The sequence below is a fragment of the Serratia sp. CC22-02 genome, from assembly GCF_900182895.1.
Lineage (GTDB): Bacteria > Pseudomonadota > Gammaproteobacteria > Enterobacterales > Enterobacteriaceae > Serratia > Serratia nevei.
This window is the reverse complement of the sequence record NZ_FXUD01000008.1, coordinates 196,425-221,805: the sequence shown is the minus strand read 5'-3', so window position 1 is coordinate 221,805 and position 25,381 is coordinate 196,425. Positions and strand designations below refer to the sequence as shown.

Below are 25,381 nucleotides of genomic sequence, written 5' to 3'. Positions count from 1 at the left end.
TCCTATTTTAGTCAAATTCCAAGTCCACCTGCTCATTGCCTACCAACGTCCGCAAGTCGATCAACAAGCGGTCGGTGGGCGTCACGCGCCAGGTTGCGCCAAAACGCAGCTTGGCTCGTGCATCTTCCCGTTGATAGTAGAGATGCACTGGAATCGTCCCCGATCGATGGGGTTCCAACGACTGACGGAGACGGTTCAAAAGCTGGTCATCAATTTGCCTGTCAGTCAGCGAGATAGCAAGCCCGCGAGCGTATTTTTCCCGGGCTTCACTGATGTCCATTACCTCGCGGGCCATCATTTTAAGCCCGCCGCTAAAGTCATCAAAGCTGACCTGTCCACTGGCGATAAGGATACGGTCTTTTTCCAACAAATGCTGGTATTTTTCTAACGCTTCGGTGAATAACATCACTTCCAGGCGGCCCGAACGGTCATCCAATGTACAGATACCGATGCGGTTGCCGCGCTTGGTCACCATCACCCGCGCGGCGACCACCAGCCCGACGGCGGTGGTCATTTTGCCCCGATCCGTCGGGTGCATGTCTTTCAAACGCTGGCCACCGGCGTAACGTTCGATTTCCTTCAGGTACTGGGTGATCGGGTGGCCGGTCAGGTACAGCCCCAGCGTCTCCCGTTCACCGTCCAGCACCACCTGCTCCGGCCAGGGGGCGATATTGGCGTAGGACTGCTCCACCTGCTCCGGCGCCTCCGCCAGCACGCCGAACATATCTACCTGGCCGATAGCTTCGGCTTTCGCATGCTGATCCGCCGCTTTCAACGCGTCGCCGAGCGAATTCATCAGCGCGGCGCGGTGCGGCCCGAGGCGATCGAACGCGCCGGACATGATCAGTTTTTCCAGAATGCGGCGGTTCAGTTTCTTGATGTCGGAGCGCGCGCAGAGATCGAACAGGTCTTTGAAGTACCCCTGTTCGCCGCTGTTGCGCGCCTCGATAATGGCTTCGATCGGCCCTTCGCCCACGCCCTTGATGGCGCCGATGCCGTAAACGATCTCGCCGTCGTCGTTGACGTGGAAGTGATACAGACCGCTGTTGATGTCCGGCGGCAGGATCTTCAGCCCCATGCGCCAGCATTCGTCCACCAGCCCCACCACTTTGTCGGTGTTGTCCATATCGGCGGTCATCACCGCCGCCATAAACTCGGCCGGATAGTGCGCCTTCAGCCACAGCGTCTGATACGACACCAGCGCATAGGCGGCGGAGTGCGATTTGTTAAAGCCGTAACCGGCGAACTTCTCTACCAGGTCGAAGATTTTCACCGACAGTTCGCCGTCGATGCCGCGTGATTTTGCGCCGTCTTCAAAGCCGCCGCGCTGCTTGGCCATTTCGACCGGGTTCTTTTTACCCATCGCACGGCGCAGCATGTCCGCGCCGCCCAGGGTATAGCCGGCCAGCACCTGGGCAATCTGCATCACCTGTTCCTGATACAGGATGATGCCGTAGGTCGGTTCCAGCACCGGCTTGAGCGACTCGTGCTGCCACTGGATATCCGGGTAGGAGATCTCTTCGCGGCCGTGCTTGCGGTCGATGAAGTTATCCACCATGCCCGACTGCAGCGGCCCCGGACGGAACAGCGCCACCAGTGCGATCATGTCTTCGAAGCAGTCGGGCTTCAGACGTTTGATCAGGTCTTTCATGCCGCGCGATTCAAGCTGGAACACCGCCGTGGTTTCCGAGCGCTGCAGCATGTCGAAGCTTTTCTTGTCGTCGAGCGGAATGGCGGCGATATCGATCGGTTCCAGCCCGGTCTTGGCGCGCCGGGCGTTGATCATCTCCAGCGCCCAGTCGATGATAGTCAGGGTACGCAGACCGAGGAAGTCGAACTTCACCAGCCCGGCGTATTCCACATCGTTCTTGTCGAACTGGGTCACCGGATGGTGCCCTTCGGCGTCGCAGTACAGCGGCGCGAAGTCGGTGATTTTGGTCGGCGCGATCACCACGCCCCCGGCGTGTTTACCGGCGTTACGCGTCACCCCTTCCAGCTTGCGCGCCATGTCGATCAGCGCCTTGACCTCTTCGTCGGCCTCGTAAATTTCCGGCAGCTGCGGTTCGGCGGCGAAGGCTTTTTCCAGCGTCATGCCCGGATCCGGCGGCACCAGCTTGGAGATGCGATCAACGAAGCCGTACGGATGCCCCAGCACGCGGCCCACGTCGCGGATAACCGCTTTCGCCGCCATGGTACCGAAGGTGATGATCTGCGATACCGCTTCGCGACCGTACATCTCCGCCACGTGCTCAATTACCTGGTCGCGCTTCTCCATGCAGAAGTCGACGTCGAAGTCGGGCATCGAAACACGTTCCGGGTTCAGGAAGCGTTCGAACAGCAGGTCGAATTCCAACGGATCGAGGTCGGTGATTTTCAACGCATAGGCCACCAGCGAACCGGCACCGGAGCCACGCCCCGGCCCCACCGGCACGTTGTTGTCCTTCGACCACTGGATAAACTCCATCACGATCAGGAAGTAGCCGGGGAACCCCATCTGGTTGATCACCTTCAGCTCGACGTCCAGACGCTCGTCGTATTCCGGGCGGCGCTGCGCGCGCACTTCAGGATCGGGGAACAGGAACTCGAGACGCTCTTCCAGCCCCTCTTTCGATTTAAGTACCAGGAAGTCCTCGGTGCTCATGTCGCCGGTCGGGAACTGCGGCAGGAAGTATTCGCCGAGGCGAATGGTGACGTTGCAGCGCTTGGCGATCTCGACGCTGTTCAGCAGCGCTTCGGGGATGTCGGCGAACAGCTCGCACATCTCGTCTTCGCTGCGCATGTATTGCTGCGGGCTGTAGTTGCGCGGCCGCTTGGGATCGTCCAGCGTAAAACCGTCGTGGATGGCGACGCGAATCTCATGGGCGTCGAAGTCGTCTTCCACCAGGAAGCGTACGTCGTTGGTGGCCACCACCGGCAAACCGCGTTCGGTGGCCAGCGCCACCGCCGCATGCAGGTAGTTCTCTTCGTCCGGGCGGCCGGTGCGGATCAGTTCCAGGTAGTAACAGTCCGGGAAGTGCTGCTGGTAGAAGTCCAGACACTGATCCACCTGCGCCTGGTTGCCGCGCAGCAGAAACTTGCCGACGTCGCCCTGACGCGCGCCGGAGAGCAGAATCAGCCCTTCACGATGTTCAATCAGCCAGTCGCGATCGATGGTCGGGCCGGCGGCCCCGTAGCCACGCTGATAGGCGCGGGAAATCAGCAGCGTCAGGTTCTGGTAGCCTTCGTTGTTGCTGGCCAGCACCGTCAGCTGAGCCAGCTCGTCGCCCAGCTCTTCGCTTTGCACATGAAAATCCGCGCCGATGATCGGTTTGATCCCGGCGCCGTGCGCGCTGCCGTAGAACTTCACCAACCCGCACAGGTTGGTGAAATCGGTGATTGCCAGAGCAGGCATGGCTAACGCGGCGGCTCTTTTCACCAGCGGCGCCGTCTTGGCCAATCCATCAATCATGGAGTAGTCACTGTGGACGCGCAGGTGAATAAAACGAGGTTCGGCCATCTCCAGATACCTGATTGAAGGGGCTCAGCAGGCTGAGCCCGGGTTAATGCTATCGTCGAGCCTGGTCAACCAGGCCCGCAGACTACAGCGCCAGCGCCCTTTTCACCGGCGCGAAGCTGCGGCGGTGATGCTCGGTGGCACCCAGCGCGGCCAGCCGCTCCAGGTGGAGGGCGGTCGGGTAGCCTTTATGCTGCGCGAAACCGTAGTCCGGGAACTCGCTGTCCAGCTCGGCCATTTCACGATCGCGCGTGACCTTTGCCAGAATGGAGGCCGCGCTGATCTCCGCCACGCGGCTGTCGCCCTTCACCACCGCCTGCGAACGCATCGGCAGCTTCGGGCAACGGTTACCGTCGATTAAAACCATGTCCGGCGCGATATGCAACCCGGCCACCGCGCGCTGCATCGCCAGCATGGTGGCGTGCAAAATGTTCAGCTGGTCGATTTCCGCCGGCTCGGCGCGCCCCAGGCTCCAGGAGAGCGCCTTGGCGACGATTTCGTCATACAACGCCAGGCGGCGTTTTTCACTGAGTTTCTTGGAGTCCGCCAGCCCGACGATCGGCTGCGCCGGATCGAGGATCACGGCGGCGGTAACCACCGCGCCAACCAACGGGCCGCGGCCCACTTCGTCCACACCGGCAATCAGCGTGGCAGCGGGATAGATAAAGGGTTCAATCATGCTTTCGCCAGCTCCAACACAGCCTGAGCGGCCTGTTCGTCCGCACCGCAACGGATGCTTTGGTGCAAGGTAAGAAAAGTCTGTTTCAGCGCCTCGGTTTGCGGGCTCTCTTCAAGCAGCGGCATCACGGCGGCGGCCAGTTTGTCCGGCACGCAGTCATGCTGCAGCAGCTCGGTGACGATCTCGCGCCCCGCCAGCAGATTCGGCAGCGAAACGTAAGGCGTTTTCACCAGCTTCTGCGCCAGCCAGAAAGTGAACGGCTTCATGCGATAGCCCACCACCATCGGACACTTGGCCAGCATGCACTCCAGCGCCGCCGTGCCGGACGCCAGCAGCGCCGCGTCGCTGGCAATCATCGCCTCGCGCCCCTGACCGTTCAGCAGGTGTACGGTCAGATCCGGCGCCACTTCCGCCTTGATGCGCTCAAACTGCTCGCGCCGTTTGGCGTTGACCAGCGGCACCACCACTTCCAGCTCGGGATAACGGGTGCGCAGCAACTGCGCGGTTTTGAGGAAGTCGGCGCTCAGCATCTCGACTTCGGCGCCGCGGCTGCCCGGCAACAAGGCCAGACAGCGCGCCTGCGGATCGATGCCAAGCTGAGCGCGCGCCGCCAGCCGATCGGGTTGCAGCGGCATGGCATCTGCCATGGTATGGCCGATAAACCGGCAAGGCACGTTGAAGCGATCGTAAAACGCTTTTTCGAAAGGGAGAAAGGCCAGCACCAGATCGGTGGCTTTGCCAATTTTGAAAACGCGCTTTTGCCGCCAGGCCCACACGGAAGGGCTGACGTAGTGAATGGTGCGGATGCCGCGCTGCTTGAGGCGGCCTTCCAGCGTGATGTTGAAGTCCGGCGCGTCAATGCCGACAAAGACGTCCGGTCGCAGCTCGCCGAAGCGGCGGGTGAGATCCTTGCGGATCTTCAACAGGCGTGGCAAACGCTCGAGCACTTCCACCACGCCCATGACCGCCAGCTCTTCCATTTCGTACCAGGCTTCGCACCCTTCGGCCTGCATCAGCGGGCCGGCGACGCCAACGAAACGCGCGTCGGGGATCTGCGCCTTGAGCGCGCGGATCAAACCGGCGCCGAGAATATCACCGGAGGTTTCTCCGGCGACCAATCCGATAGTCAATGGACGATTCGACATAACTCAGCGAATGATGCCACGGGTGGAACGGGTGAAGAAATCGAGGTACTGCTGCACCACCGGCTGTTCTTTGGCCAGGGCTTCGATTTCCGCTTTCGCTTCATCCAGCGTTTTCTCGCTGCGATACAGGATCTTGTAGGCGTTGCGGATCGCCTGCATTTCATCCTTGTCGAAACCGCGACGCTTCAGGCCGACCGCGTTGACGCCGAACGGCGTCGCGTGGTTACCCTGAGCGATGACGAAAGGAGGCACGTCCTGAGCGACGCCGGAACAACCGCCTACCATCACATGCGCGCCGATAATGCAGAACTGGTGGATCGCCGTCATGCCGCCGATGATGGCGTGATCGTCGATTTCCACGTGCCCCGCCAGCGTGGCATTATTGGCCAACACGCAAGAATTGCCGACCACGCAGTCGTGGGCAACGTGCACGTTGACCATCAGCAGGTTATCGTTGCCCACTTTGGTCAAGCCGGTGCCCTGCGCGGTGCCGCGGTGAATGGTGACGCTTTCGCGGATGCGGTTGCGATCGCCCACTTCAACGCGCGTCGGTTCGCCCGCGTATTTCAGATCCTGATTCACTTCACCGATGGAGGCGAACTGATAAATCTGGTTATCGCAGCCGATCTTGGTAATGCCGTTCACCACCACGTGGGATTTCAGCACCGTGCCGGCGCCGATTTCCACCTGGGAACCGACGTAGCAGAAAGGGCCGATATGCACGTTGGCGCCGATCACGGCGCCTTCTTCGACTATCGCGCTAGGATGGATAAAGGCGGTTTGGTCAATCACGGATTAAGCCTCCCGGCTGCGGGCACACATCATGGTTGCTTCGCAGACAATTTTACCGTCAACGGTCGCCACGCCTTTGAAGCGAGTCAGGCCGCGGCGAGTTTTCTCGAAGGTGACTTCCATGACCATCTGATCCCCTGGCACCACAGGACGCTTGAAGCGTGCTTCGTCGATACCGGCGAAGTAATACAGCTCGCCCGGCTCCAGTTTGCCGACGCTTTTAAACGCCAGGATACCGGTGGCCTGCGCCATGGCTTCCAGGATCAATACGCCTGGGAAAATCGGTTTGCCAGGGAAGTGGCCCTGGAAAAACGGTTCGTTCACCGATACGTTCTTCACCGCACGCAGATATTTGTGCTCTTCAAACTCGAGGACGCGGTCGACCAGCAAGAACGGGTAACGGTGAGGAAGCAGATCCAAAATTTCTGCAATATCCAGAGTATGAGTGTCAGTAGTCAAAATACTCTTCCTGTCTCTAAAAACTGATGGCATCAACAACACGGCCTGCGCTGACCCCAAAAGGAGATCATCATGCAGGCCGCAAATTAACATCTCTTTGCGCTTTTGGTCTCACGACCAACGCGTTTCGTTTTGTACCCGCCAGGGCGGGCGGCAATGATTAGTCTTTTCCGACTTTACGTTCGACAGCTTTCAAGCGCTTGCTGATCTCATCGATATTCATCACCAACGCAGCGGTTTTACGCCAAACCTTGTTAGGCTGCAACGGAATGCCCGAAGAGTATACCCCAGGTTCGGTGATTGGTCGCATAACCATTCCCATTCCGGTAACAACAACCTTGTCGGCAATCTCCATGTGACCGTTGATCACGCTGGCACCGCCGATCTGGCAGTAGCGGCCGATTTTCAGGCTGCCGGCCATGATCACGCCGCCGGCGACGGCGGTATTGTCGCCAATCACGACGTTATGTGCAATCTGGCATTGGTTGTCGATGATAACACCATTCCCGATTTGGGTGTTATCCAAAGCGCCGCGGTCAATGGTGGTGCAAGCGCCGATTTCGACGCGATCGCCGATAATCACCGTGCCCAACTGAGGGATTTTGATCCACTCGCCGCGCTCGTTCGCATAGCCGAAACCGTCCGCGCCGATCACGGTGCCGGACTGGATCAGGCAGCGCTGGCCGATTTCAACCGCATGATAAATCGTGACGTTCGCCCACAGACGCGTTCCCGCGCCGATGCGTGCGTGTTTGCCAATGAAGCAGCCCGGGCCGATAACCACGTTATCGCCCAGCACCGCACCCGACTCGATCACCGCGTTCGCCCCAATGGCGACGTTGTGCCCCAGCTGCGCCTCAGGCGAGATCACCGCGCTTGGCGCGATATCCTGCGCCGGTGCCGGCGTGGTGTCCATCAGCTGCGCCATGCGCGCGTAGGTCAGGTAAGGGTTCTTAACCACCAGCGCCGCAGTACGGCAGTGTGGTAAATCCGCTTCGGTAAGCACCACGGCGCTTGCCTGGCAGGAAGACAGCTGCTCTTGATAGCGGCTGTTTGACAAAAACGTGATTTGGCCAGGCTGTGCCGAATGCATAGAAGCAATGCCGGTGATGACGAGATCGCCATCACCGTGCAATTGTGCATCCAACTGCTGCGCTAAATCAGCCAGTCGAATTGAAAGCATGTGTTATTTAACCTGTTTCAGCACGTCAGCAGTGATATCTTTGGAAGAGTCTGCATAGGCAACGGCGTTGGCGTCGATCACCACGTCATAACCGCCTTTGCTGGCAACAGATTTCACAGCGTCCTGGATACGGCTCAGGATCTTGTTACGCTCTTCCATCTGGCGACGACGGTTGTCCTGCTCGAAAGCCTGCGCTTTCTGAGAGAACTGCTCGCGCTGTGCCATCACGTCTTTTTCCAACTTGCTGCGGTCGCTGGCTTTCATGGTAGCGCCGTCACGCTGCAGACGTTGCATTTTGGTCTGCAGGCTACGTTCCATGTTCTGGAGTTCGCTTGCACGGCCTTTAAACTCGTTTTCCAGCTGTTTAGCGACCGCTTCGCGGGCCGGCAGCTGTTGGAAAATGCTGGAGACGTTAACGACAGCGATCTTATCTGCTGCCTGAACGCCAGCTGAAGCAGCCATTGCTAAACCGAGGCCTGCGGCACACAACCACTTTTTCACTATAAACTCCTTACCATCACCCATTTGTGTCATATGACACTGAAGTACACAATTTGCCAGACTTATCCCACCAAACAATGAGAATCATCTCCCTCTGCCGGCGGGCGCCTGGCCATTGCGATTCTTAATAACTGTTATGCCCAGAGGCGAGACCCGTTACCAGGTCTTACCGATGTTAAACTGGAACTGTTCGGACTTGTCGCCTTCGTATTTCTTGATCGGATTGGCGTAAGAGAACACCAACGGCCCCAGCGGCGACATCCACTGCAGCGCGATACCGGCGGAGGAACGAATATTGCCCGCTTTACTGTAGTCAGGCACGCCGTACATCAGCGTTTCGTCAGTATTCTTCCACTTGGTATCCCACACGGTACCGGCATCGATGAACAGCGACGTCCGCACGGAGTTGGCGTATTTCTCGCTGATGAACGGCGTCGGGGTGATCAGCTCCAGGCTGGCCACCGCCATGGCGTTACCGCCCACCGCGTCATCCGAGCTACAGATGCTCTGACGCGTGGTGGTGCTGCCGGCGTTGAACTGGCACTGGTACGAGTTGGAGTTGTAATACACCGCCTTCGGACCGATGGTGTTCGACTGGAAGCCACGCACGGTGCTTGAACCACCGGCATAGAAGTTCTCATAGAACGGCATTTCCTTGCCGCCCAGCCCATCCGCGTAACCCAGACGGCCACGGCCCAACAGCACCCAGGTGCGATCGTCGTTGATCGGCACGTACTGAACGCTGTCCAGCGTCACCTTGTAGTATTCGTTGTCCGAGCCCGGAATGGTGACCTTGCCGTTCAACGTGGTGCGGTTACCCGACGTCGGGAAGTAGCCGCGGTCCAGGTTGTTGTAGGTCCAGCCCAGGTTCAGGGTAAAGTCGTCCGTCGAGTAGCTGGCGCGGTCAGTCTTGTTCGCATCCACGCCCATCGAGTCGAGATAACGCCACATGGCGATCTGCGGCTGCATGTTCGACAGACCGTTGTGGACGTAGCCCAGGCCGGTACGCAACGAGTTGTTTTCGTTGATCGGGAAGCCCAGCGTGCCGTCGACACCGTAACTCTTGTTGGTGTAGTCCGACAGATCCGCATTATCCGCTTTAAAGTCGTTGTAGAACACGCGGCCGCCCAGGCTCACACCGTCAACGGTGAAGTACGGGTTAGTGACCGACAGTTCAGTATAGGTTTGGTAGTCGTTCTTGGTACCGCTGATGCCGACCGAGTAGCCGGTACCCAACCAGTTGTCCTGCTGCACGCCGGCCTGGAAGCTGACGCCGCTCTCGGTGCCGTAACCGACGCCGAAGTTAAAGGTACCGGTGTTACGCTCTTTCACCTTGTAGGTCACGTCGACCTGATCGGCGGTGCCCGGCACGCGCTGGGTTTCCACGTCAACCGTTTCGAAGTAGCCCAGACGGTTCAGACGCTCTTTACCCTGCTCGACCTGCTCGTTACCCAGCCAGGCGCCTTCCATCTGGCGCATTTCGCGACGCAGTACGGAATCCTTGCTGGTGTCGTTGCCTTCGAACTTGATGCGACGCACGTAGAAGCGGTTGCCCGCGTCGACGTTGACGTGCAGCTTGACGGTTTTATCCGCGTCGTTGATCTCCGGCTGAGTGCCGACGCGCGGGTAGGCGTAACCATAACGGCCCAACATCGTTTTGATGTTGTCTTCCATTTTGGTCACCTTGCTGCCGTTATACAGCTCGCCCGGTTCGATCTTGGTGATCTGAGCAACTTCCGCCGAGTGGCCGGCCAGGTTGCCGTTCACGACAACATCGGAAAGCTTGTATTGATCGCCTTCGGTGATGTTGATGGTGATGTAGATGCCTTTTTTATCCGGCGTCAGGCTCACCTGAGTAGAATCGATGTTGAAGCGGGCATAGCCGCGATCCAGATAGAAGCTGCGCAGGGTTTCGAGATCGCCCGCCAGTTTTTGCTTCTGGTATTTGCGATCGCCGACCAGGTTCCACCACGGCACCTCATCACGCAGCTGGAAGCGCGAGATCAGTTCGTCGTTGGTGAAGGCATGGTTGCCGACGATGTTGATTTGTTGAATCTTGGCGGAGACCCCTTCCGTGAACACCAGCTTCAGGTCGACACGGTTGCGCGGCAGCGGCGTAACCACGGCTTTCACCGAGGCGCTGTATTTACCGACGCTGTAGTAGAAGTCTTCCAGCCCTTTTTCAATGCTGGAGATCGTGGTGCGGTCGAGCGCCTCGCCCACCCGGACGCCGGAGGCTTCCAGGTTCTGCTTAAGCATGTCATCCTTCACCGACTTGTTGCCGGAGAAAGTGATGCTGGCGATGGTAGGACGTTCCTTCACCTGCACGATCAACGTATTACCATCGCGCAGTACGCGCACGTCCTCGAAGTTGCCGGTGGCAAACAAGGCTCGGATGGTATTACTGATGTCATCGTCAGTGACGGTATCGCCGACGCGAACCGGCATGTTGAGTAACGCCGCACCGACGGCGACTCGCTGCAGGCCTTCGAAATGAATATCTTTCACTACGAACCCGTCTGCACCGTATACGGTGGCGCTGCCAAACAGCAGCGACGCTATGAGCAACTTTTTCATCGCCATCGTTGTTATGCGTTCTTCCTAACCTATCCCCGCCCCTAGAGGCGGGAAAAATCATTGAAAAGTGCAAGACCCATCAACAACACCAGCACGATCGAACCTATGCGGTAGCTGTAGTCCTGTACTCGCTCGGAAACCGGCCCACCCTTCAGCTTTTCTATCGCCAGGAAGAGGAGATGCCCACCATCTAACACCGGTAATGGGAACAGGTTGATGATCCCCAGGTTGACGCTAATCAACGCCAGGAACATCAGATAATACACGAACCCGACTCCGGCTGACGCCCCTGCTCCCTGTGCAATCGAGATCGGGCCACTCAGGTTGTTCAGCTTTACATCACCGGTTATTAATTTGCCCAGCATGTTAACCGTCAGCCGCATCAGCTGCCAGGTCTTGTCGCCGGCCTGATACAGCGCCGGGAACGGTCCATACTGGCGAATCGTCTTATACTCGTCCGGCAGCGGCAGCACCTTTGGAATGATGCCTGCAAAACCCACCGATTTGTCTTTTCCCACCGGCTTTGTATCCGGTATCAGCGTCAAAGACAAGGGGGCGCCGTTTCTTTCAATCTCCAAAGCCAGCGGTTGCCCCGGGCCATCGTGGATACGCTTCACCAGCGTCTGCCAACGACCCAACGGCTGACCATCGACTTTAACGATCCTGTCCCCCGCTTGTAAACCCGCCTTTTGCGCCGCCGAGTCAGGCTGCACTTCCGCCAACACGGATTCAATCTGCGGGCCGCGCGGCATAATGCCCAGCGCGACAACGGGATCCTGCTTGTCCGGCTCAAAGTTCCACTGGCGCAAATCCAGGGTTTTGGTCACTACCTGCGAAGAGCCGAATGGCGCAACGCCGACTTCGGTTTGTGCATCGCCAATCTTCGCCACCAGCGCCAGACGAACTGACTCCCAATCAGGCGTTTCGATGCCGTCAACCGACTTTAGTTCCATGCCAGACGAAATTTCGGCCTTGGCGGCGATGGATTGCGGCGCGATTTCGCCGATCACCGGGCGGAAACTCGGCACGCCGATGATGAACACCAGCCAGTAGGCAAGGATAGCAAACAGGAAGTTGGCGATGGGGCCGGCGCTGATGATGGCCGCGCGCTGCCAGACGGTTTTGTTGTTGAAGGCCTGATGGCGCATTTCCGGCGCCACCGACTCCACGCGCTCGTCCAGCATCTTCACGTAGCCGCCGAGCGGAATCAAGGCGATGACGTACTCGGTGCCCTGGCGATCGGTGCGGCGCCACAGCGCGCGACCGAAGCCGATGGAGAAACGTTCAACGCGCACGCCGCAACGGCGGGCAACCCAAAAGTGTCCGAACTCGTGCACGGTTATCAAGATACCGAGCGCAATCAGAAACGCCACCAGGTTCCAAAGCACGCTGACCATCATCCCTCACTTTCCGTCATCGACGGATTAAAACACCAACAGCATCAGGCAGGCAAACACCGGCACCGCCGCGGTCAGGCTGTCGATACGATCCAGTATGCCGCCATGACCGGGGATCAAATGACCGCTGTCCTTGATGCCCGCTTCGCGTTTGAACATGCTTTCGGTCAAATCGCCCAGCACCGAAGCCAGCGCGGCGAGCACCGAACAGGCCAACAGGGTGGTCGGCACCACGTTCAGTGGCGCATAGCGGCCGAACAGCCAGGAGATTACCGCCGACGTCAACAACCCGCCGATCAGCCCTTCCCAGGTTTTGCCCGGTGAGACCTTCGGCGCCAACTTATGCTTGCCGAACAGCTTGCCGAACATGTAGGCGCCGGAATCCGCGCCCCACACCAGCAGCATCACGTACAGCAGCCACCAGGCGCCGGTAAACGGGTTTTGCTCGTAGCCGTACTGGCGCAGCGCCAGCATGCCCCAGAAGAACGGCACGATGGTCAGCAGGCCGAACAGCAGGCGCAGCGGGCGCGAGTTGCGCCAGATAGCGGCCGAGCCGGGGTAGAACAGCACCAGCAGCAGCGCCGCCAGCCACCAGACCAGCGACAGCCACAGCGAGCCGCTCACCTGCGGCACGAATTGATGGTACGCGGGAACGCTGAGCATCATCAGCGCCAGCAGAAAACCGCACAGTATCGCCAGCCAGATGCGCTGCGAACGGGAGGTAAAACCGGCCAGTTGGCCCCACTCCCAGGCTGCTAACATGCACACGACGAGCGTTACCAGAGCAAAGGCCAGCGGCGGCAACAGGAACAGCGCCGCGATAACGATCGGGATTAAAATCAGAGCAGTTATGAGGCGATACTTCAGCAAAAGTTCTCCCTAGGACGCATCGGCGCCGATAGGTGTTGTTCCCCCGAAGCGGCGCTCACGTTGTGCAAATGCATTCAGCGCACCTTCAAAGACAAGTTCATCGAAATCAGGCCAGAGCACATCCGTAAAGTAAAGTTCAGCATAGGCGATTTGCCACAGCAGGAAGTTACTGATGCGATGCTCGCCACCGGTGCGGATAACCAGATCCACCGGCGCCAGGTCGCTCATGCAAACCCGCTCGCTCAATAATTCCTCGCTGATCTGATCCGGGTGCAACTCTCCCACCCGTACCCGTTCGGCCAGCTCCCTTACTCCCTGAATGATATCCCAACGGCCGCCGTAGTTGGCAGCGATATTGAGCGTCAGGCCATCGTTATTTTCCGTCAGCGCTTCAGAGCGGCGGATCCGCTCCTGCAAACGCGAGCTGAACCGGCTGATATCGCCGATCACCCGCAACCTGACGTTATGTTTATGCAGGCTTTTTACTTCACTATCCAGAGCACGGACAAAAAGCTCCATCAGGGCGGAGACTTCCTGCACCGGACGGTTCCAGTTTTCGCTGCTGAAGGCATAAAGCGTGAGCGCATCTAAATGGTGGCTGGCGGCAAAACTGACCGCGCGGCGAACCGATTTCACCCCTGCTTTATGACCGAAGACACGTAACTTGCCCTGACGTTTGGCCCAGCGTCCGTTACCGTCCATGATGATGGCGACATGGCGCGGCCCCGGGGAAGATGGATTAGCCTCTTGTTGGTTTGCGGACGACATAACTCGTACTTATTTCCTCAATAGAAATATAACTGCCTTTCCGGAACATCAGGCCCTTACGCGCAAAAAAAGCCGTGTGCCCGACACGGCTTTCAGCCTGCCCTCGCGATGCCCGGCGCAGCCGGGTCGCCATTGACGCACAGGGCGCCAATCGGGCCATAATTCAACGGTATAACCGCTGACAGGTGGCGCAGACTATACCACCTCAGCGGAGCATGAACAAACGGCCCCGCTGCGGCATACGCGAATTACGAGCAAAATCGGATAATCGCCGTGCTCAACCGCGCAACGCGCGAACGCGCTCCTCGGCGGCGGCGCGCGCCTGGCGGTCAATGTCTAAGACCGCTTCGATGCACGTCGGTTCCTGCAGCGCGAGGCGCTCGACGACCTGCCGGTTGACCGCGGCAATGTCGGTAAAGCGAATCTGCTGCTGCAAAAATGCCGCCACGGCGATTTCATTCGCCGCGTTCAGTGCGGTGGTCGCCGCCTGGCCGGCGTCGAACGCTTCGATCGCCAAATACAGGCAAGGATAGCGCTCGCGCTCCGGTTCGGCGAAGGTCAGCGAACCGATGCGGCAGAAGTCCAGCGCTTCCACGCCGGAGTTTACGCGCTGCGGATACGCCATCGCATGGGCGATCGGCGTGCGCATATCCGGCGTACCCAGCTGCGCCAGCACGCTGCCGTCGGCATAGCGCACCATCGAGTGAATCACCGACTGCGGGTGCAGGATCACTTCCATTTGCTCGGCCGAGGCGTTAAACAGCCAGCGGGCCTCAATGTATTCCAGACCTTTGTTCATCATGGTGGCGGAGTCCACCGAGATCTTGCGGCCCATCGACCAGTTCGGGTGGGCACAGGCTTGATCCGGGGTCATCGCGGCGAACTGCTCCAGCGGCGTGGTGCGGAACGGGCCGCCTGAGCCGGTAAGCACGATGCGCGAAACGCCATGACTGTCCAGGGAAGAGTATCCCAACTGACGCTGAATGCTCTCAGGCAAACTCTGAAAAATCGCGTTGTGTTCGCTGTCGAGCGGCAGCAGCTGCGCCTGGCTTTGCCGCACTGCGTCCATAAACAGACGGCCGCAGGTGACCAGCGACTCCTTGTTGGCCAGCAACACCTGCTTGCCTGCGCGGATCGCCGCCAGCGTCGGCAGCAGCCCTGCGGCGCCGACAATGGCCGCCGTCACTTGATCGACGTCATCCAACGCCGCCAGTTCGCAGGCCGCTTGTTCCCCGGCCAAGACCTCGGTAGCGACGCCGTTTTCCGCCAGAATGGCGCGCAGCTCGCGAGCGGCGCTTTCCTCAGCCATCACGGCGAAGGCGGGCCGGAATTCCATGCATTGCTGCGCCATGACCGCGACGTTGCGGCCGGCCACCAGTGCTTTGATCGCAAAACGGTCGGGATTAGCCCTGACCACGGCCAGGGTGCTGGTCCCTACCGAGCCGGTCGAGCCAAGAATGGTCAGTTGCTTCATGAGTTCACTCTGAATAACTGTCTGATGAGATCGGAGGTGCTCCAGTGTGGAACCTTGGACACCGCTTGTCCATGATCTTTCAGTACGATGAAACGGGATCTGCGCCACAAAAAACAAAGCGCCGCCCAGGCGACGCTTTTTTTCTGCGCGATGCTGATTAGAAATCCATCAGCTCTTTTTCTTTCTCTGCCAGCGCGGCATCGACCAGCTTGATGTAAGCGTCGGTCATTTTCTGAATCTCGTCTTGTGAACGACGTTCTTCGTCTTCGCTGATCTCTTTGTCTTTCAGCAGCGCCTTGACCTTGTCGTTAGCGTCGCGACGCACGTTACGCACCGCTACGCGGCCCTGCTCGGCTTCGCCGCGTACGATCTTGATCAGATCCTTACGACGTTCTTCGGTTAGCGGAGGCAGCGGAACGCGAATGTCAGAGCCGGCGGAAGACGGGTTGAGGCCCAGATCGGAGCTCATGATCGCTTTCTCAACGGCCTGGCTCAGGCTGCGGTCGAACACGTTGATTTTCAGCGTGCGGGAGTCTTCCACGGTCACGTTGGCCAGCTGGCGCAGCGGCGTAGCGGCGCCGTAGTATTCCACCATGATGCCGTCCAGAATGCTTGGAGAAGCGCGGCCGGTGCGGATCTTGCTGATTTGGTTTTTGAATGCTTCTACGCTTTTTTCCATGCGTGAATCAGCATCTTTTCTGATTTCATTAGTCACGTTGCAAACCCTTGGAAGCTGGTTACTTGGCAGGCGATACTCAAGTATAGCCCGTAATCGTACTCGGAGAGCGCGCGGCGCCTGGCGTCACGCGCACCGAAAAAGGGGTGTGAACAGCCTTATTTGCTGATCAGCGTACCTTCATTCTCACCCATCACCACGCGGCGCAGCGCGCCCGGCTTGTTCATGTTGAACACGCGGATCGGCAAGCCGTGATCGCGGGCCAGCGTAAACGCCGCCAGATCCATCACTTTCAGCTCGCGCTCCAGCACGTCCTGATAGGTTAATTGTTCATACAGCGTCGCATCCGGGTTTTTCACCGGATCGGCGGAGTATACGCCATCCACTTTGGTGGCTTTCAGCACCACGTCCGCTTCGATCTCGATACCGCGCAGGCAAGCGGCGGAATCGGTGGTGAAGAACGGGTTGCCGGTACCGGCGGAGAAGATCACCACGCGGTTGTTGCGCAGCAGGCTGATAGCCTCTGCCCAGCTGTAATTGTCACATACGCCGTTCAGCGGGATCGCCGACATCAGGCGGGCGTTCACATAGGCACGGTGCAGTGCATCACGCATAGCCAGGCCGTTCATCACGGTAGCCAGCATTCCCATGTGGTCGCCCACTACGCGGTTCATGCCGGCTTGCGCCAGGCCCGCGCCGCGGAACAGGTTCCCGCCGCCAATAACTACACCGACCTGAATTCCCAGTTCGACCAGCTCTTTCACTTCCTGAGCCATGCGATCCAAAACGCTGGCGTCGATACCAAAACCTTCTGCACCTTGCAGGGCTTCGCCACTCAGTTTAAGCAGAATACGCTGATATACGGGTTTTGCATTGGTTGCCATGGTGTTCTGTCCTAAGAAGCAGTATTAGTATTGGGGATTTCAGCCGATGAAATGCGCCTGAGGTGAGAATCACGCTGCAGGGCCTGCCACCGGTGTAATTCTGGCTGGATAGTATGGAACCGCCAGACGGCGGTTCCATCGACAGTCATTAAGACTGTTTGCTCATCGCGGCAACTTCAGCAGCGAAGTCGGTTTCGACTTTCTCGATGCCTTCGCCCACTTCGAAGCGAATGAAGTTGGTCACGTCAGCGTTGTGCTCTTTCAGCACCTGAGCAACGGATTTGCTCGGATCCATAACGAAAGGCTGACCGGTCAGAGAAACTTCGCCGGTGAATTTCTTCATGCGGCCTTCAACCATTTTCTCTGCGATTTCTTTCGGCTTGCCGGACTGCATGGCGATGTCCAGCTGAACCTGGTACTCTTTTTCTACCACTTCAGCAGACACGTCTTCTGGCTTCACGAACTCTGGCTTGCTTGCCGCAATGTGCATTGCGATTTGCTTAACCAGCTCTTCGTCAGCGCCTTTAGCCGCAACCAGTACGCCGATACGCGCGCCGTGCAGGTAGCTGCCCAGCACTTCGCCTTCCAGGGAAGCAACGCGACGAATGTTGATGTTTTCGCCGATTTTTGCCACCAGCGCTACGCGCTCTTCTTCGAACTGTGCTTTCAGCACGTCAACGTCAGTGATTTTGCCGGCCATAGCGGCATCCAGCACTTTGTCGGCGAACGCCTGGAAACCGGCGTCTTTTGCTACGAAGTCAGTCTGGCAGTTAACTTCCAGAATGATGCCGTAGTTGCCTTCGATCTTGGTTTTGATCACGCCGTCAGCAGCCACGTTGCCTGCTTTTTTAGCGGCTTTGATCGCACCGGACTTACGCATGTTTTCGATTGCCAGTTCGATGTCGCCGTTGGATTCAACCAGCGCCTTCTTGCAATCCATCATGCCAGCGCCGGTACGCTCGCGCAGTTCTTTTACCAGGGCAGCGGTAATATCAGCCATTTATTTTTCCTCGGTTATCTCGCGTGGAGACAGTTCTCATTCAGATAAGCAAAGGGGGCCTTTACAGGCCCCCCTAACCAACATATGTCAATACCTGGTTAATAAGGGCTCAGTGACGAGCTTGCCTTATTATTCAGCTTCTACGAAGCCTTCTTCCGCCTGAACGGCCAGATCTTGAGAACGACCTTCACGCACAGCGGCAGCAACGGCAGTCAGGTACAGGTTTACTGCACGGATTGCGTCGTCGTTACCAGGGATGATGAAGTCAACGCCGTCTGGGTTGGAGTTGGTATCAACGATAGAGAATACCGGGATACCCAGGTTGTTGGCTTCTTTGATCGCGATGTGCTCGTGATCGGCATCGATAACGAACAGTGCGTCTGGCAGACCGCCCATATCTTTGATACCGCCCAGGGAGTTTTCCAGCTTGGCCAGTTCACGAGTGCGCATCAGCGCTTCTTTCTTGGTCAGCTTGTCCAGGGTGCCGTCTTGAGACTGGATTTCCAGATCTTTCAAACGCTTGATGGACTGACGAACGGTTTTCCAGTTAGTCAGCATGCCGCCCAACCAGCGGTGGTTCACGAAGAACTGGTCACAGCTGTTAGCAGCGTCTTTTACCGCTTCGCTTGCTGCGCGCTTGGTACCAACGAACAGGATCTTGCCTTTACGGGAAGAGATCTTGCTCAGTTCAGCCAGAGCGGCGTTGAACATTGGTACAGTCTGCTCCAGGTTGATGATGTGAACCTTGTTACGAGCGCCGAAGATGAAAGGCTTCATTTTCGGGTTCCAGTAACGGGTCTGGTGACCGAAGTGAACACCAGCCTTGAGCATGTCGCGCATGGAAACAGTTGCCATGATTAAACCTCTATAGATTAATTGGGGTTATGCCTCCACGTATCCCATAACGCCGACCCTGGCGGCGACAAGTCACCTCAGGGCACCCCGGCGGATGTGCCGATACGTGTGTGTTATTTACACAAAATGAGTGCAGTTAAAGTATTTTCGGCCAATTCCTGCCAGGTCACAAGAACCAAGTCGCGGATCGCCGGCGCGCTTTATACCATAAACCCGCTGCAGACACCAACTTTTGTTGCTTTGCGCCGGGCATCGGGAAATGAAATTTGGCAGCCTCCGGCCGGGCTGATACCATAAGTCACTGCTTCTTATTGTCGACGATAACGACACCTGCGGACGAATTTCATGGCAATCTCAATTAAAACACCTGATGACATCCAAAAAATGCGCGTGGCCGGCCGCCTGGCCGCCGAAGTGCTGGAAATCATCGAGCCGCACGTCAAACCTGGCGTGACCACCGGCGAACTGGACCGTATCTGTCACGAGTACATCACCAACGAGCAGCAGGCCATTTCCGCCTGCCTCGGCTACCACGGCTTCCCGAAATCCGTGTGCATCTCGGTGAACGAAGTGGTGTGCCACGGCATCCCGAGCGATGACAAAACGCTGAAGGACGGCGACATCGTCAACATCGACGTGACCGTAATTAAAGACGGTTTCCACGGCGACACCTCGAAGATGTTCATCGTCGGCAAACCGACCATTCTGGGCGAGCGCCTGTGCCGCGTCACTCAGGAAAGCCTGTATCTGGCGCTGAAGATGGTCAAGCCGGGCATCCGCCTGCGCACCCTGGGCAAGGCTATCCAGCAATTCGTCGAGGCCGAGAAGTTCTCCGTGGTGCGCGAGTACTGCGGCCACGGCATCGGCGAAGTGTTCCACGAAGAGCCGCAGGTGCTGCACTATGATGCCGATGACGGCGGCGTGGTCCTGCAGGCGGGCATGGCCTTCACCATCGAACCGATGGTCAACGCCGGTGACTACCGCATCCGCACCATGAAAGACGGCTGGACGGTAAAAACCAAAGATCGCAGCTTGTCGGCGCAGTATGAGCATACTATTGTGGTCACTGATAACGGCTGCGAGATAATGACGTTGCGCAAGGATGACACCATCCCCAACATCATTACGCACGAGATGTAAGCACCGCGGCGAACGCCGCGTGCAGAATATCACCAGGCCGGCTTTTGCCGGCCTTTTTTATGGGCTGCGCACTATGTCTGACAATCTCCTTCAACAAGCGGCCCCGGCCGTGCCGATGCCGCCCGCCTCCCCCAGCACCTACGGCAACGACGAGCTCACCTGTCCGGTGCTGAAACAGCGGCTGGAGCAGTTCCAGCTGTGGCTGGCGGCAGCGTTCGACGCCGGTGCCAGCGCCGAAAGCCTAGTGGCGGCGCGCAGCGACTTCATCGATCGCCTGCTGCGCCGGCTGTGGACCTTCTACGGCTTCGAAGATATCCCGGAAACTGCGCTGGTGGCGGTCGGCGGCTACGGTCGCGGCGAGCTGCACCCGCTGTCGGACATCGACGTGTTGGTGCTCAGCCAGCGCCGGCTGACGGAACAACAGTCGCAGCGAGTCGGCGAATTCATCACCCTGCTGTGGGATCTCAAGCTGGAAGTGGGCCACAGCGTGCGCACCCTGGAAGAATGTCTGCTGGAGGGATTGGCGGACCTGACCGTGGCCACCAACCTGATCGAGTCGCGCATGATCTGCGGCGACGTCGCGCTGTTCCTGCAGATGCAAAAACATATCTTCAGCGACGGCTTCTGGCCCTCGCCGCAGTTTTTCCACGCCAAGGTCAACGAACAGCAGGAGCGCCACCAGCGCTACCACGGCACCAGCTATAACCTGGAGCCGGATATCAAAAGCAGCCCTGGCGGCCTGCGCGACATCCACACCCTGCTGTGGGTGGCGCGGCGCCACTTCGGCGCCACCTCGCTGGACGAAATGGTCGGCTTCGGTTTCCTCACCCAGGCCGAGCGCAACGAGCTGAACGAGTGCCAGAGCTTCCTGTGGCGCATCCGTTTCGCATTGCATCTGGTGCTGCCGCGTTACGACAACCGCCTGCTGTTCGATCGCCAGCTCAGCGTGGCGCAGCTGCTGCGCTATGAAGGCGAAGGCAACGAGCCGGTCGAACGCATGATGAAAGACTTCTACCGCATGACGCGGCGCGTCAGCGAGCTGAACCACATGCTGCTGCAGCTGTTCGACGAAGCCATCCTGGCGCTGGACGCCACCGAGAAGCCGCGCCCGCTGAACGACGATTTCCAGCTGCGTGGCGATCTGATCGATCTGCGCGACGAAACGCTGTTTATCCGCGAGCCGCAGGCCATCATGCGCATGTTCTACCTGATGGTGCGCAACCGCGAGATCAAGGGCATTTATTCCACCACCGTGCGCCAGCTGCGCCACGCACGCCGCCATCTGAAACAGCCGCTGTGCACCATTCCGGAAGCGCGCGATCTGTTTATGGCCATTCTGCGCCATCCCGGCGCGGTCTCGCGCGCGCTGGTGCCGATGCACCGTCACAGCGTGCTGTGGGCCTATATGCCGCAGTGGGGCAAGATCGTCGGCCAGATGCAGTTCGACCTGTTCCACGCCTATACCGTCGATGAACACACCATCCGCGTGCTGCAAAAGCTGGAGAGCTTCGCCGATGCGCAAACCCGGCCACGCCATCCGCTGTGCGTAGAGCTGTACCCTCGCCTGCCGCACCCGGAATTATTACTGTTAGCGGCGCTGTTCCACGATATCGCCAAAGGGCGCGGCGGCGATCACTCGATCCTCGGCGCGGAAGACGTGGTGGAGTTCGCCGAACTGCACGGCCTTAACTCGCGCGAAACCCAACTGGTGGCCTGGCTGGTTCGCTGGCACCTGCTGATGTCGGTCACCGCGCAGCGCCGCGATATCCAGGATCCGACGGTGATCCAGCAGTTCAGCAGCGAAGTGCAGAGCGAAACCCGCCTGCGTTACCTGGTGTGCCTGACGGTGGCGGATATCTGCGCCACCAACGAAACCCTGTGGAACAGTTGGAAACAGAGCCTGTTGCGCGAGCTGTACTTCGCCACCGAGAAGCAGCTGCGCCGCGGCATGCAGAACAGCCCGGATCTGCGCGAACGCGTGCGCCATCACCGCCTGCAGGCGCTGGCGCTGCTGCGCATGGACAACATCGACGAAGAGGCGCTGCACCGCATCTGGAGCCGCTGCCGCGCCGATTATTTCCTGCGCCACTCGCCGAATCAGCTGGCCTGGCACGCCCGTCACCTGCTGGCCCACGACTCCACCCAGCCGCTGGTGCTGGTCAGCCGGCAGGCGACGCGCGGCGGCACCGAGATATTTATCTGGAGCCCGGATCGCCCCTACCTGTTCGCCGCCGTCGCCGGCGAGATGGATCGCCGCAACCTGAGCGTGCACGACGCGCAGATCTTCACCAACCGCGACGGCATGGCGATGGACACCTTTATCGTGCTGGAGCCGGACGGCAGCCCGCTGGCGCAGGATCGCCACGCGGCGATCCGCCAGGCCTTGCTGCAGGCCATCACCCAGCGGGAGTACCAGCCGCCGCGCGTGCGCCGGCCTTCTTCCAAGCTGCGTCATTTCAGCGTGCCGACCGAGGTGACCTTCCTGCCGACCCACACCGATCGCCGCAGCTACCTGGAGCTGATCGCGCTTGACCAGCCCGGCCTGCTGGCGCGGGTGGGCGAAGTGTTCGCCGACCTGGGGCTGTCGCTGCACGGCGCGCGCATTACCACCATCGGCGAGCGGGTCGAGGACTTGTTTATCCTGGCCGACGGCGAGCGACGCGCGCTCGATCAGGAAACGCGCAGAAAGTTGGAGCAACGGTTGACAGAGGCCCTCACCCCAAACGATAAAATGTGATACAAGTAACTTTTTACCGACAACATCAGGAAAGAGAACAGCATGCAGCAATTACAGAACGTTATTGAAAGCGCCTTCGAGCGCCGTGCGGACATCACCCCGGCGAACGTAGACACCGTAACGCGCGAAGCGGTAAACCAGGTGATCGGCCTGCTGGACAGCGGCGCCTTGCGCGTCGCCGAGAAGATCGACGGTCAATGGGTCACCCATCAGTGGCTGAAGAAAGCCGTGCTGCTCTCTTTCCGCATCAACGACAACAAGGTGATGGACGGCGCGGAAACCCGCTACTACGACAAGGTGCCGATGAAGTTCGCCGACTACGACGAAGCGCGCTTCCAGAAGGAAGGTTTCCGCGTCGTGCCGCCGGCCACCGTGCGCCAGGGCGCGTTCATCGCGCGCAACACCGTGCTGATGCCGTCTTACGTTAACATCGGCGCCTACGTCGACGAAGGCACCATGGTCGACACCTGGGCCACCGTCGGTTCTTGCGCGCAGATCGGCAAAAACGTTCACCTGTCCGGCGGCGTCGGCATCGGCGGCGTGCTGGAGCCGCTGCAGGCCAACCCGACCATCATCGAAGACAACTGCTTCATCGGCGCGCGCTCCGAAGTGGTGGAAGGCGTGATCGTGGAAGAAGGCTCGGTGATTTCGATGGGCGTATACCTCGGCCAGAGCACTCGCATCTATGACCGCGAGACCGGCGAAATCCATTACGGCCGCGTACCGGCGGGTTCGGTGGTGGTTTCCGGCAACCTGCCTTCGAAAGACGGTTCTTACAGCCTGTACTGCGCGGTGATCGTCAAGAAAGTCGACGCCAAAACGCGCGGTAAAGTCGGCATTAATGAGTTATTGCGCACTATCGACTAAATTGAAATAGCGGGTGATTCACCCGCTATTTTTTTGTCTGCGTTTCGCTGGCAGTCACAGTCGCAGATCTCGCTTTCCGCCATAATTGCAGTCGTGGAATATAACGATCACATCTAAAGAGGGCGCAGTATGTACGATAACTTGAAGAGTTTGGGCATCAATCAACCGGAAGACGTCGATCGCTATAGCCTGCGTCAAGAGGCCAACAACGACATCCTCAAGATCTATTTCCGCAAGGACAAGGGCGAGTTCTTCGCCAAGAGCGTGAAGTTCAAGTACCCGCGCCAGCGTAAAACCGTGGTGGCGGACAACGCCGGCCAGGGCTACAAGGAAATTCACGAGATCAACCCGAACCTGCGCTACGTGATCGACGAACTGGATCAGCTGTGCCAGCGCGATCAGGTGGAAGTGGATCTGAAGCGTAAAATCCTCGACGACCTGCGCCATCTCGAAGGCGTGGTGTCGCACAAGATTGCCGAGATCGAAGCCGATCTGGAAAAACTCACCCGCGGCAAATAATGCGGATCGGTTGACCCGCATCATCGCCAAGGCGCCCTTTCGCGGCGCCTTTTTACTTTACGATTGCAGCAGCGTGCCCCACTGCTCGACCCACGGGCAGGCGGCCACTTCCGGCTCCGGCTGTTCCATCGCATCGATCTCCAGCACTTCGCTCACACGGGTGGCGCCCTGCTCTTGCAGCAGCGCGTCGAACGCGCGCCCGGCGCCGCAGAAGTTGTCATAGCTGCTGTCGCCGAGGGCGATCAGCCCATAGCGCAGCTCCGGCTGGTAGCCGACCTGATCGCGAATGGCGTGGAACAGCGGCGCGATGCTATCCGGCAGATCGCCCTGCCCGGTGGTGGAGGTGATCACCAGCGCGTAGTGCTGACGATAAAACTGCCAGGCCTCCAGCGTGCCCTCTTCGAACAGTTTGACCTCATGGCCCTGCTCGCTGAGGATGTTTTGCGCCTCTTCCGCCACCAGCAGCGAATTGCCGTAGACCGTTCCCACGAAGATACCAACCTGAGCCATGGCTCCTACTCCCTTCATTACCTTTAAAAATTGTCAGCTATCCTGACCGTTAGCCGCGCTAAACTCAACCCCGGCAAGTTCAGGGAATACCCCCGCCCAGCCGAACTGTGCCATCACCCCTTGCCAGTCTTCGTCCCAGCGCGCCGTCACCCGCAGCGGCTCGCCGGTCATCGGGTGCGTCAGCTGCAGATGACTGGCGTGCAGCATCAGGCGCGGGCAGCCGAAATGCTGCGCCATACCGCGGTTCTGCCGCAGATCGCCGTGCTTGCTGTCACCGATGATCGGATGGCGAAGATGCGCCATGTGGCGCCGCAGCTGGTGCTTGCGGCCGGTTTCCGGCTGCAGCTCCACCAGGCTGTAGCGCGCGCTGTCGTAGCGGCCGACGGCCACCGGCATCTCTACCTGCGCCAGCGGCCGGTAGTGCGTCACCGCCGGCTGCGGTCCCTTATCGGCATCGGCATGTTTATCGGCGATTTTGTCCAGCTCAGCCGTCAGCGGGTAGTCGAGGGTCGCCCCCTCCTGCACGTAGCCGCGCACCACCGCATGGTAGGTTTTCTGCACCTGATGCTGCTCGAACTGCTGCGACAGCAGGCGCGCCACCTCGCTGGAGAGCGCCATCAGCAGCACGCCGGAAGTCGGGCGATCGAGACGGTGCACGGTAAAGACGTGCTGCCCGAGCTGATCGCGCACCGTCTGCATCATAAAGCGAGTTTCATGACGGTCCAGCCAACTGCGGTGCACCAACCAGCCCGACGGCTTGTTCACCGCCACCAGGTGTTCATCCTGATACAAAATCTCAATCACATCGCTTTCCCAGGTAAATAGCCGTTTCGGGCGCGAGTATAACAGGCGTGC

At 59.1% G+C, this 25,381-nt stretch carries 22 protein-coding genes; 4 read left to right on the top strand and 18 right to left on the bottom strand.

Annotated elements, in window-relative coordinates:
- Positions 1–7 precede the first annotated feature (7 nt).
- The 16 genes from dnaE to rpsB all read right to left on the bottom strand — a co-directional run bounded on the left by dnaE (position 8) and on the right by rpsB (position 18,753).
- Positions 8–3,496 (bottom strand): DNA polymerase III subunit alpha, encoded by a 3,489-nt coding sequence (gene dnaE / locus QOL81_RS22250; RefSeq protein WP_019455764.1) that lies wholly within the window; start codon positions 3,494–3,496, stop codon positions 8–10.
- An 82-nt stretch (positions 3,497–3,578) separates the two neighbouring features.
- Complete coding sequence (gene rnhB / locus QOL81_RS22245; protein ID WP_033654126.1) at positions 3,579–4,172, bottom strand: ribonuclease HII; 594 nt, start codon at positions 4,170–4,172, stop codon at positions 3,579–3,581.
- Positions 4,169–5,317 carry a lipid-A-disaccharide synthase gene (lpxB, locus tag QOL81_RS22240; protein ID WP_033635734.1) on the bottom strand — a complete coding sequence of 383 codons (1,149 nt, stop codon included), beginning with the start codon at positions 5,315–5,317 and terminating at the stop codon, positions 4,169–4,171. The genes rnhB and lpxB overlap by 4 nt, the downstream gene beginning before the upstream one ends.
- A 3-nt stretch (positions 5,318–5,320) precedes the next feature.
- Positions 5,321–6,109: an acyl-ACP--UDP-N-acetylglucosamine O-acyltransferase gene (lpxA, locus tag QOL81_RS22235; protein ID WP_025304029.1), complete on the bottom strand. Its 789-nt coding sequence runs from the start codon at positions 6,107–6,109 to the stop codon at positions 5,321–5,323.
- Between the two features lie 3 nt (positions 6,110–6,112).
- Positions 6,113–6,568 carry a 3-hydroxyacyl-ACP dehydratase FabZ gene (gene fabZ / locus QOL81_RS22230; protein ID WP_004931962.1) on the bottom strand — a complete coding sequence of 152 codons (456 nt, stop codon included), beginning with the start codon at positions 6,566–6,568 and terminating at the stop codon, positions 6,113–6,115.
- Between the two features lie 160 nt (positions 6,569–6,728).
- Positions 6,729–7,751, bottom strand: a complete 1,023-nt coding sequence (lpxD, locus tag QOL81_RS22225; RefSeq protein ID WP_060441358.1) for a UDP-3-O-(3-hydroxymyristoyl)glucosamine N-acyltransferase — start codon at positions 7,749–7,751, stop codon at positions 6,729–6,731.
- A 3-nt stretch (positions 7,752–7,754) separates the two neighbouring features.
- Positions 7,755–8,252 (bottom strand): molecular chaperone Skp, encoded by a 498-nt coding sequence (gene skp / locus QOL81_RS22220; protein WP_004931958.1) that lies wholly within the window; start codon positions 8,250–8,252, stop codon positions 7,755–7,757.
- Between the two features lie 156 nt (positions 8,253–8,408).
- Positions 8,409–10,835 carry an outer membrane protein assembly factor BamA gene (bamA, locus tag QOL81_RS22215; protein ID WP_060423070.1) on the bottom strand — a complete coding sequence of 809 codons (2,427 nt, stop codon included), beginning with the start codon at positions 10,833–10,835 and terminating at the stop codon, positions 8,409–8,411.
- 35 nt (positions 10,836–10,870) lie between these two features.
- Positions 10,871–12,226, bottom strand: coding sequence for a sigma E protease regulator RseP (rseP, locus tag QOL81_RS22210; protein ID WP_070913929.1), 1,356 nt, complete (start codon positions 12,224–12,226; stop codon positions 10,871–10,873).
- A 27-nt stretch (positions 12,227–12,253) separates the two neighbouring features.
- Positions 12,254–13,096 carry a phosphatidate cytidylyltransferase gene (gene cdsA / locus QOL81_RS22205; protein WP_169318714.1) on the bottom strand — a complete coding sequence of 281 codons (843 nt, stop codon included), beginning with the start codon at positions 13,094–13,096 and terminating at the stop codon, positions 12,254–12,256.
- A gap of 9 nt (positions 13,097–13,105) precedes the next feature.
- Positions 13,106–13,864, bottom strand: coding sequence for a (2E,6E)-farnesyl-diphosphate-specific ditrans,polycis-undecaprenyl-diphosphate synthase (gene ispU / locus QOL81_RS22200; protein ID WP_049198255.1), 759 nt, complete (start codon positions 13,862–13,864; stop codon positions 13,106–13,108).
- 277 nt (positions 13,865–14,141) lie between these two features.
- Entirely contained in the window at positions 14,142–15,338 is a 1,197-nt protein-coding gene (ispC, locus tag QOL81_RS22195) for a 1-deoxy-D-xylulose-5-phosphate reductoisomerase (protein ID WP_169318715.1), read from the bottom strand.
- Between the two features lie 157 nt (positions 15,339–15,495).
- Entirely contained in the window at positions 15,496–16,053 is a 558-nt protein-coding gene (frr, locus tag QOL81_RS22190) for a ribosome recycling factor (protein WP_004931943.1), read from the bottom strand.
- A gap of 119 nt (positions 16,054–16,172) precedes the next feature.
- The gene (pyrH, locus tag QOL81_RS22185; RefSeq protein WP_004931940.1) at positions 16,173–16,898 is read right to left on the bottom strand and encodes a UMP kinase; all 726 of its coding nucleotides are present in this window, start codon (positions 16,896–16,898) and stop codon (positions 16,173–16,175) included.
- Positions 16,899–17,046: 148 nt separating this feature from the next.
- On the bottom strand, positions 17,047–17,898 hold the full coding sequence (tsf, locus tag QOL81_RS22180; RefSeq protein ID WP_033635739.1) for a translation elongation factor Ts: 852 nt from the start codon (positions 17,896–17,898) through the stop codon (positions 17,047–17,049).
- A 129-nt stretch (positions 17,899–18,027) separates the two neighbouring features.
- A complete protein-coding gene (gene rpsB, locus QOL81_RS22175; protein WP_016929891.1) occupies positions 18,028–18,753 on the bottom strand; it encodes a 30S ribosomal protein S2 in 726 nt (241 codons plus the stop codon).
- Between the two features lie 345 nt (positions 18,754–19,098).
- Here rpsB and map point away from each other — a divergent pair, with 345 nt between their 5' ends.
- From map to QOL81_RS22155, 4 genes are all read left to right on the top strand, one after another.
- Entirely contained in the window at positions 19,099–19,893 is a 795-nt protein-coding gene (map, locus tag QOL81_RS22170; RefSeq protein ID WP_004931936.1) for a type I methionyl aminopeptidase, read from the top strand.
- Positions 19,894–19,966: 73 nt separating this feature from the next.
- Entirely contained in the window at positions 19,967–22,630 is a 2,664-nt protein-coding gene (gene glnD / locus QOL81_RS22165; protein ID WP_047730854.1) for a bifunctional uridylyltransferase/uridylyl-removing protein GlnD, read from the top strand.
- Between the two features lie 42 nt (positions 22,631–22,672).
- Positions 22,673–23,497 (top strand): 2,3,4,5-tetrahydropyridine-2,6-dicarboxylate N-succinyltransferase, encoded by an 825-nt coding sequence (dapD, locus tag QOL81_RS22160; RefSeq protein ID WP_004931932.1) that lies wholly within the window; start codon positions 22,673–22,675, stop codon positions 23,495–23,497.
- A 129-nt stretch (positions 23,498–23,626) separates the two neighbouring features.
- Entirely contained in the window at positions 23,627–24,016 is a 390-nt protein-coding gene (locus tag QOL81_RS22155) for a DUF3461 family protein (protein ID WP_004931929.1), read from the top strand.
- A gap of 57 nt (positions 24,017–24,073) precedes the next feature.
- On the opposite strand, the gene QOL81_RS22150 is transcribed toward QOL81_RS22155, so the two are convergent.
- Complete coding sequence (locus QOL81_RS22150) at positions 24,074–24,526, bottom strand: flavodoxin (protein WP_033654121.1); 453 nt, start codon at positions 24,524–24,526, stop codon at positions 24,074–24,076.
- 33 nt (positions 24,527–24,559) lie between these two features.
- Positions 24,560–25,330 (bottom strand): tRNA pseudouridine(65) synthase TruC, encoded by a 771-nt coding sequence (gene truC, locus QOL81_RS22145; protein ID WP_060423062.1) that lies wholly within the window; start codon positions 25,328–25,330, stop codon positions 24,560–24,562.
- Between the last annotated feature and the right edge of the window lie 51 nt (positions 25,331–25,381).

What these genes read in the sequence shown, in the direction of transcription:
- ispC (WP_169318715.1), bottom strand. Translation starts at nt 15,338, where the DNA reads ATGAAGCAACTGACCATTCTTGGCTCGACCGGCTCGGTAGGGACCAGC.
- lpxB (WP_033635734.1), bottom strand. Translation starts at nt 5,317, where the DNA reads ATGTCGAATCGTCCATTGACTATCGGATTGGTCGCCGGAGAAACCTCC.
- QOL81_RS22150 (WP_033654121.1), bottom strand. Translation starts at nt 24,526, where the DNA reads ATGGCTCAGGTTGGTATCTTCGTGGGAACGGTCTACGGCAATTCGCTG.
- glnD (WP_047730854.1), top strand. Translation starts at nt 19,967, where the DNA reads ATGTCTGACAATCTCCTTCAACAAGCGGCCCCGGCCGTGCCGATGCCG.
- tsf (WP_033635739.1), bottom strand. Translation starts at nt 17,898, where the DNA reads ATGGCTGATATTACCGCTGCCCTGGTAAAAGAACTGCGCGAGCGTACC.
- dapD (WP_004931932.1), top strand. Translation starts at nt 22,673, where the DNA reads ATGCAGCAATTACAGAACGTTATTGAAAGCGCCTTCGAGCGCCGTGCG.
- rseP (WP_070913929.1), bottom strand. Translation starts at nt 12,226, where the DNA reads ATGGTCAGCGTGCTTTGGAACCTGGTGGCGTTTCTGATTGCGCTCGGT.
- pyrH (WP_004931940.1), bottom strand. Translation starts at nt 16,898, where the DNA reads ATGGCAACCAATGCAAAACCCGTATATCAGCGTATTCTGCTTAAACTG.
- rpsB (WP_016929891.1), bottom strand. Translation starts at nt 18,753, where the DNA reads ATGGCAACTGTTTCCATGCGCGACATGCTCAAGGCTGGTGTTCACTTC.
- rnhB (WP_033654126.1), bottom strand. Translation starts at nt 4,172, where the DNA reads ATGATTGAACCCTTTATCTATCCCGCTGCCACGCTGATTGCCGGTGTG.
- map (WP_004931936.1), top strand. Translation starts at nt 19,099, where the DNA reads ATGGCAATCTCAATTAAAACACCTGATGACATCCAAAAAATGCGCGTG.
- bamA (WP_060423070.1), bottom strand. Translation starts at nt 10,835, where the DNA reads ATGGCGATGAAAAAGTTGCTCATAGCGTCGCTGCTGTTTGGCAGCGCC.
- ispU (WP_049198255.1), bottom strand. Translation starts at nt 13,864, where the DNA reads ATGTCGTCCGCAAACCAACAAGAGGCTAATCCATCTTCCCCGGGGCCG.
- lpxD (WP_060441358.1), bottom strand. Translation starts at nt 7,751, where the DNA reads ATGCTTTCAATTCGACTGGCTGATTTAGCGCAGCAGTTGGATGCACAA.
- QOL81_RS22155 (WP_004931929.1), top strand. Translation starts at nt 23,627, where the DNA reads ATGTACGATAACTTGAAGAGTTTGGGCATCAATCAACCGGAAGACGTC.
- dnaE (WP_019455764.1), bottom strand. Translation starts at nt 3,496, where the DNA reads ATGGCCGAACCTCGTTTTATTCACCTGCGCGTCCACAGTGACTACTCC.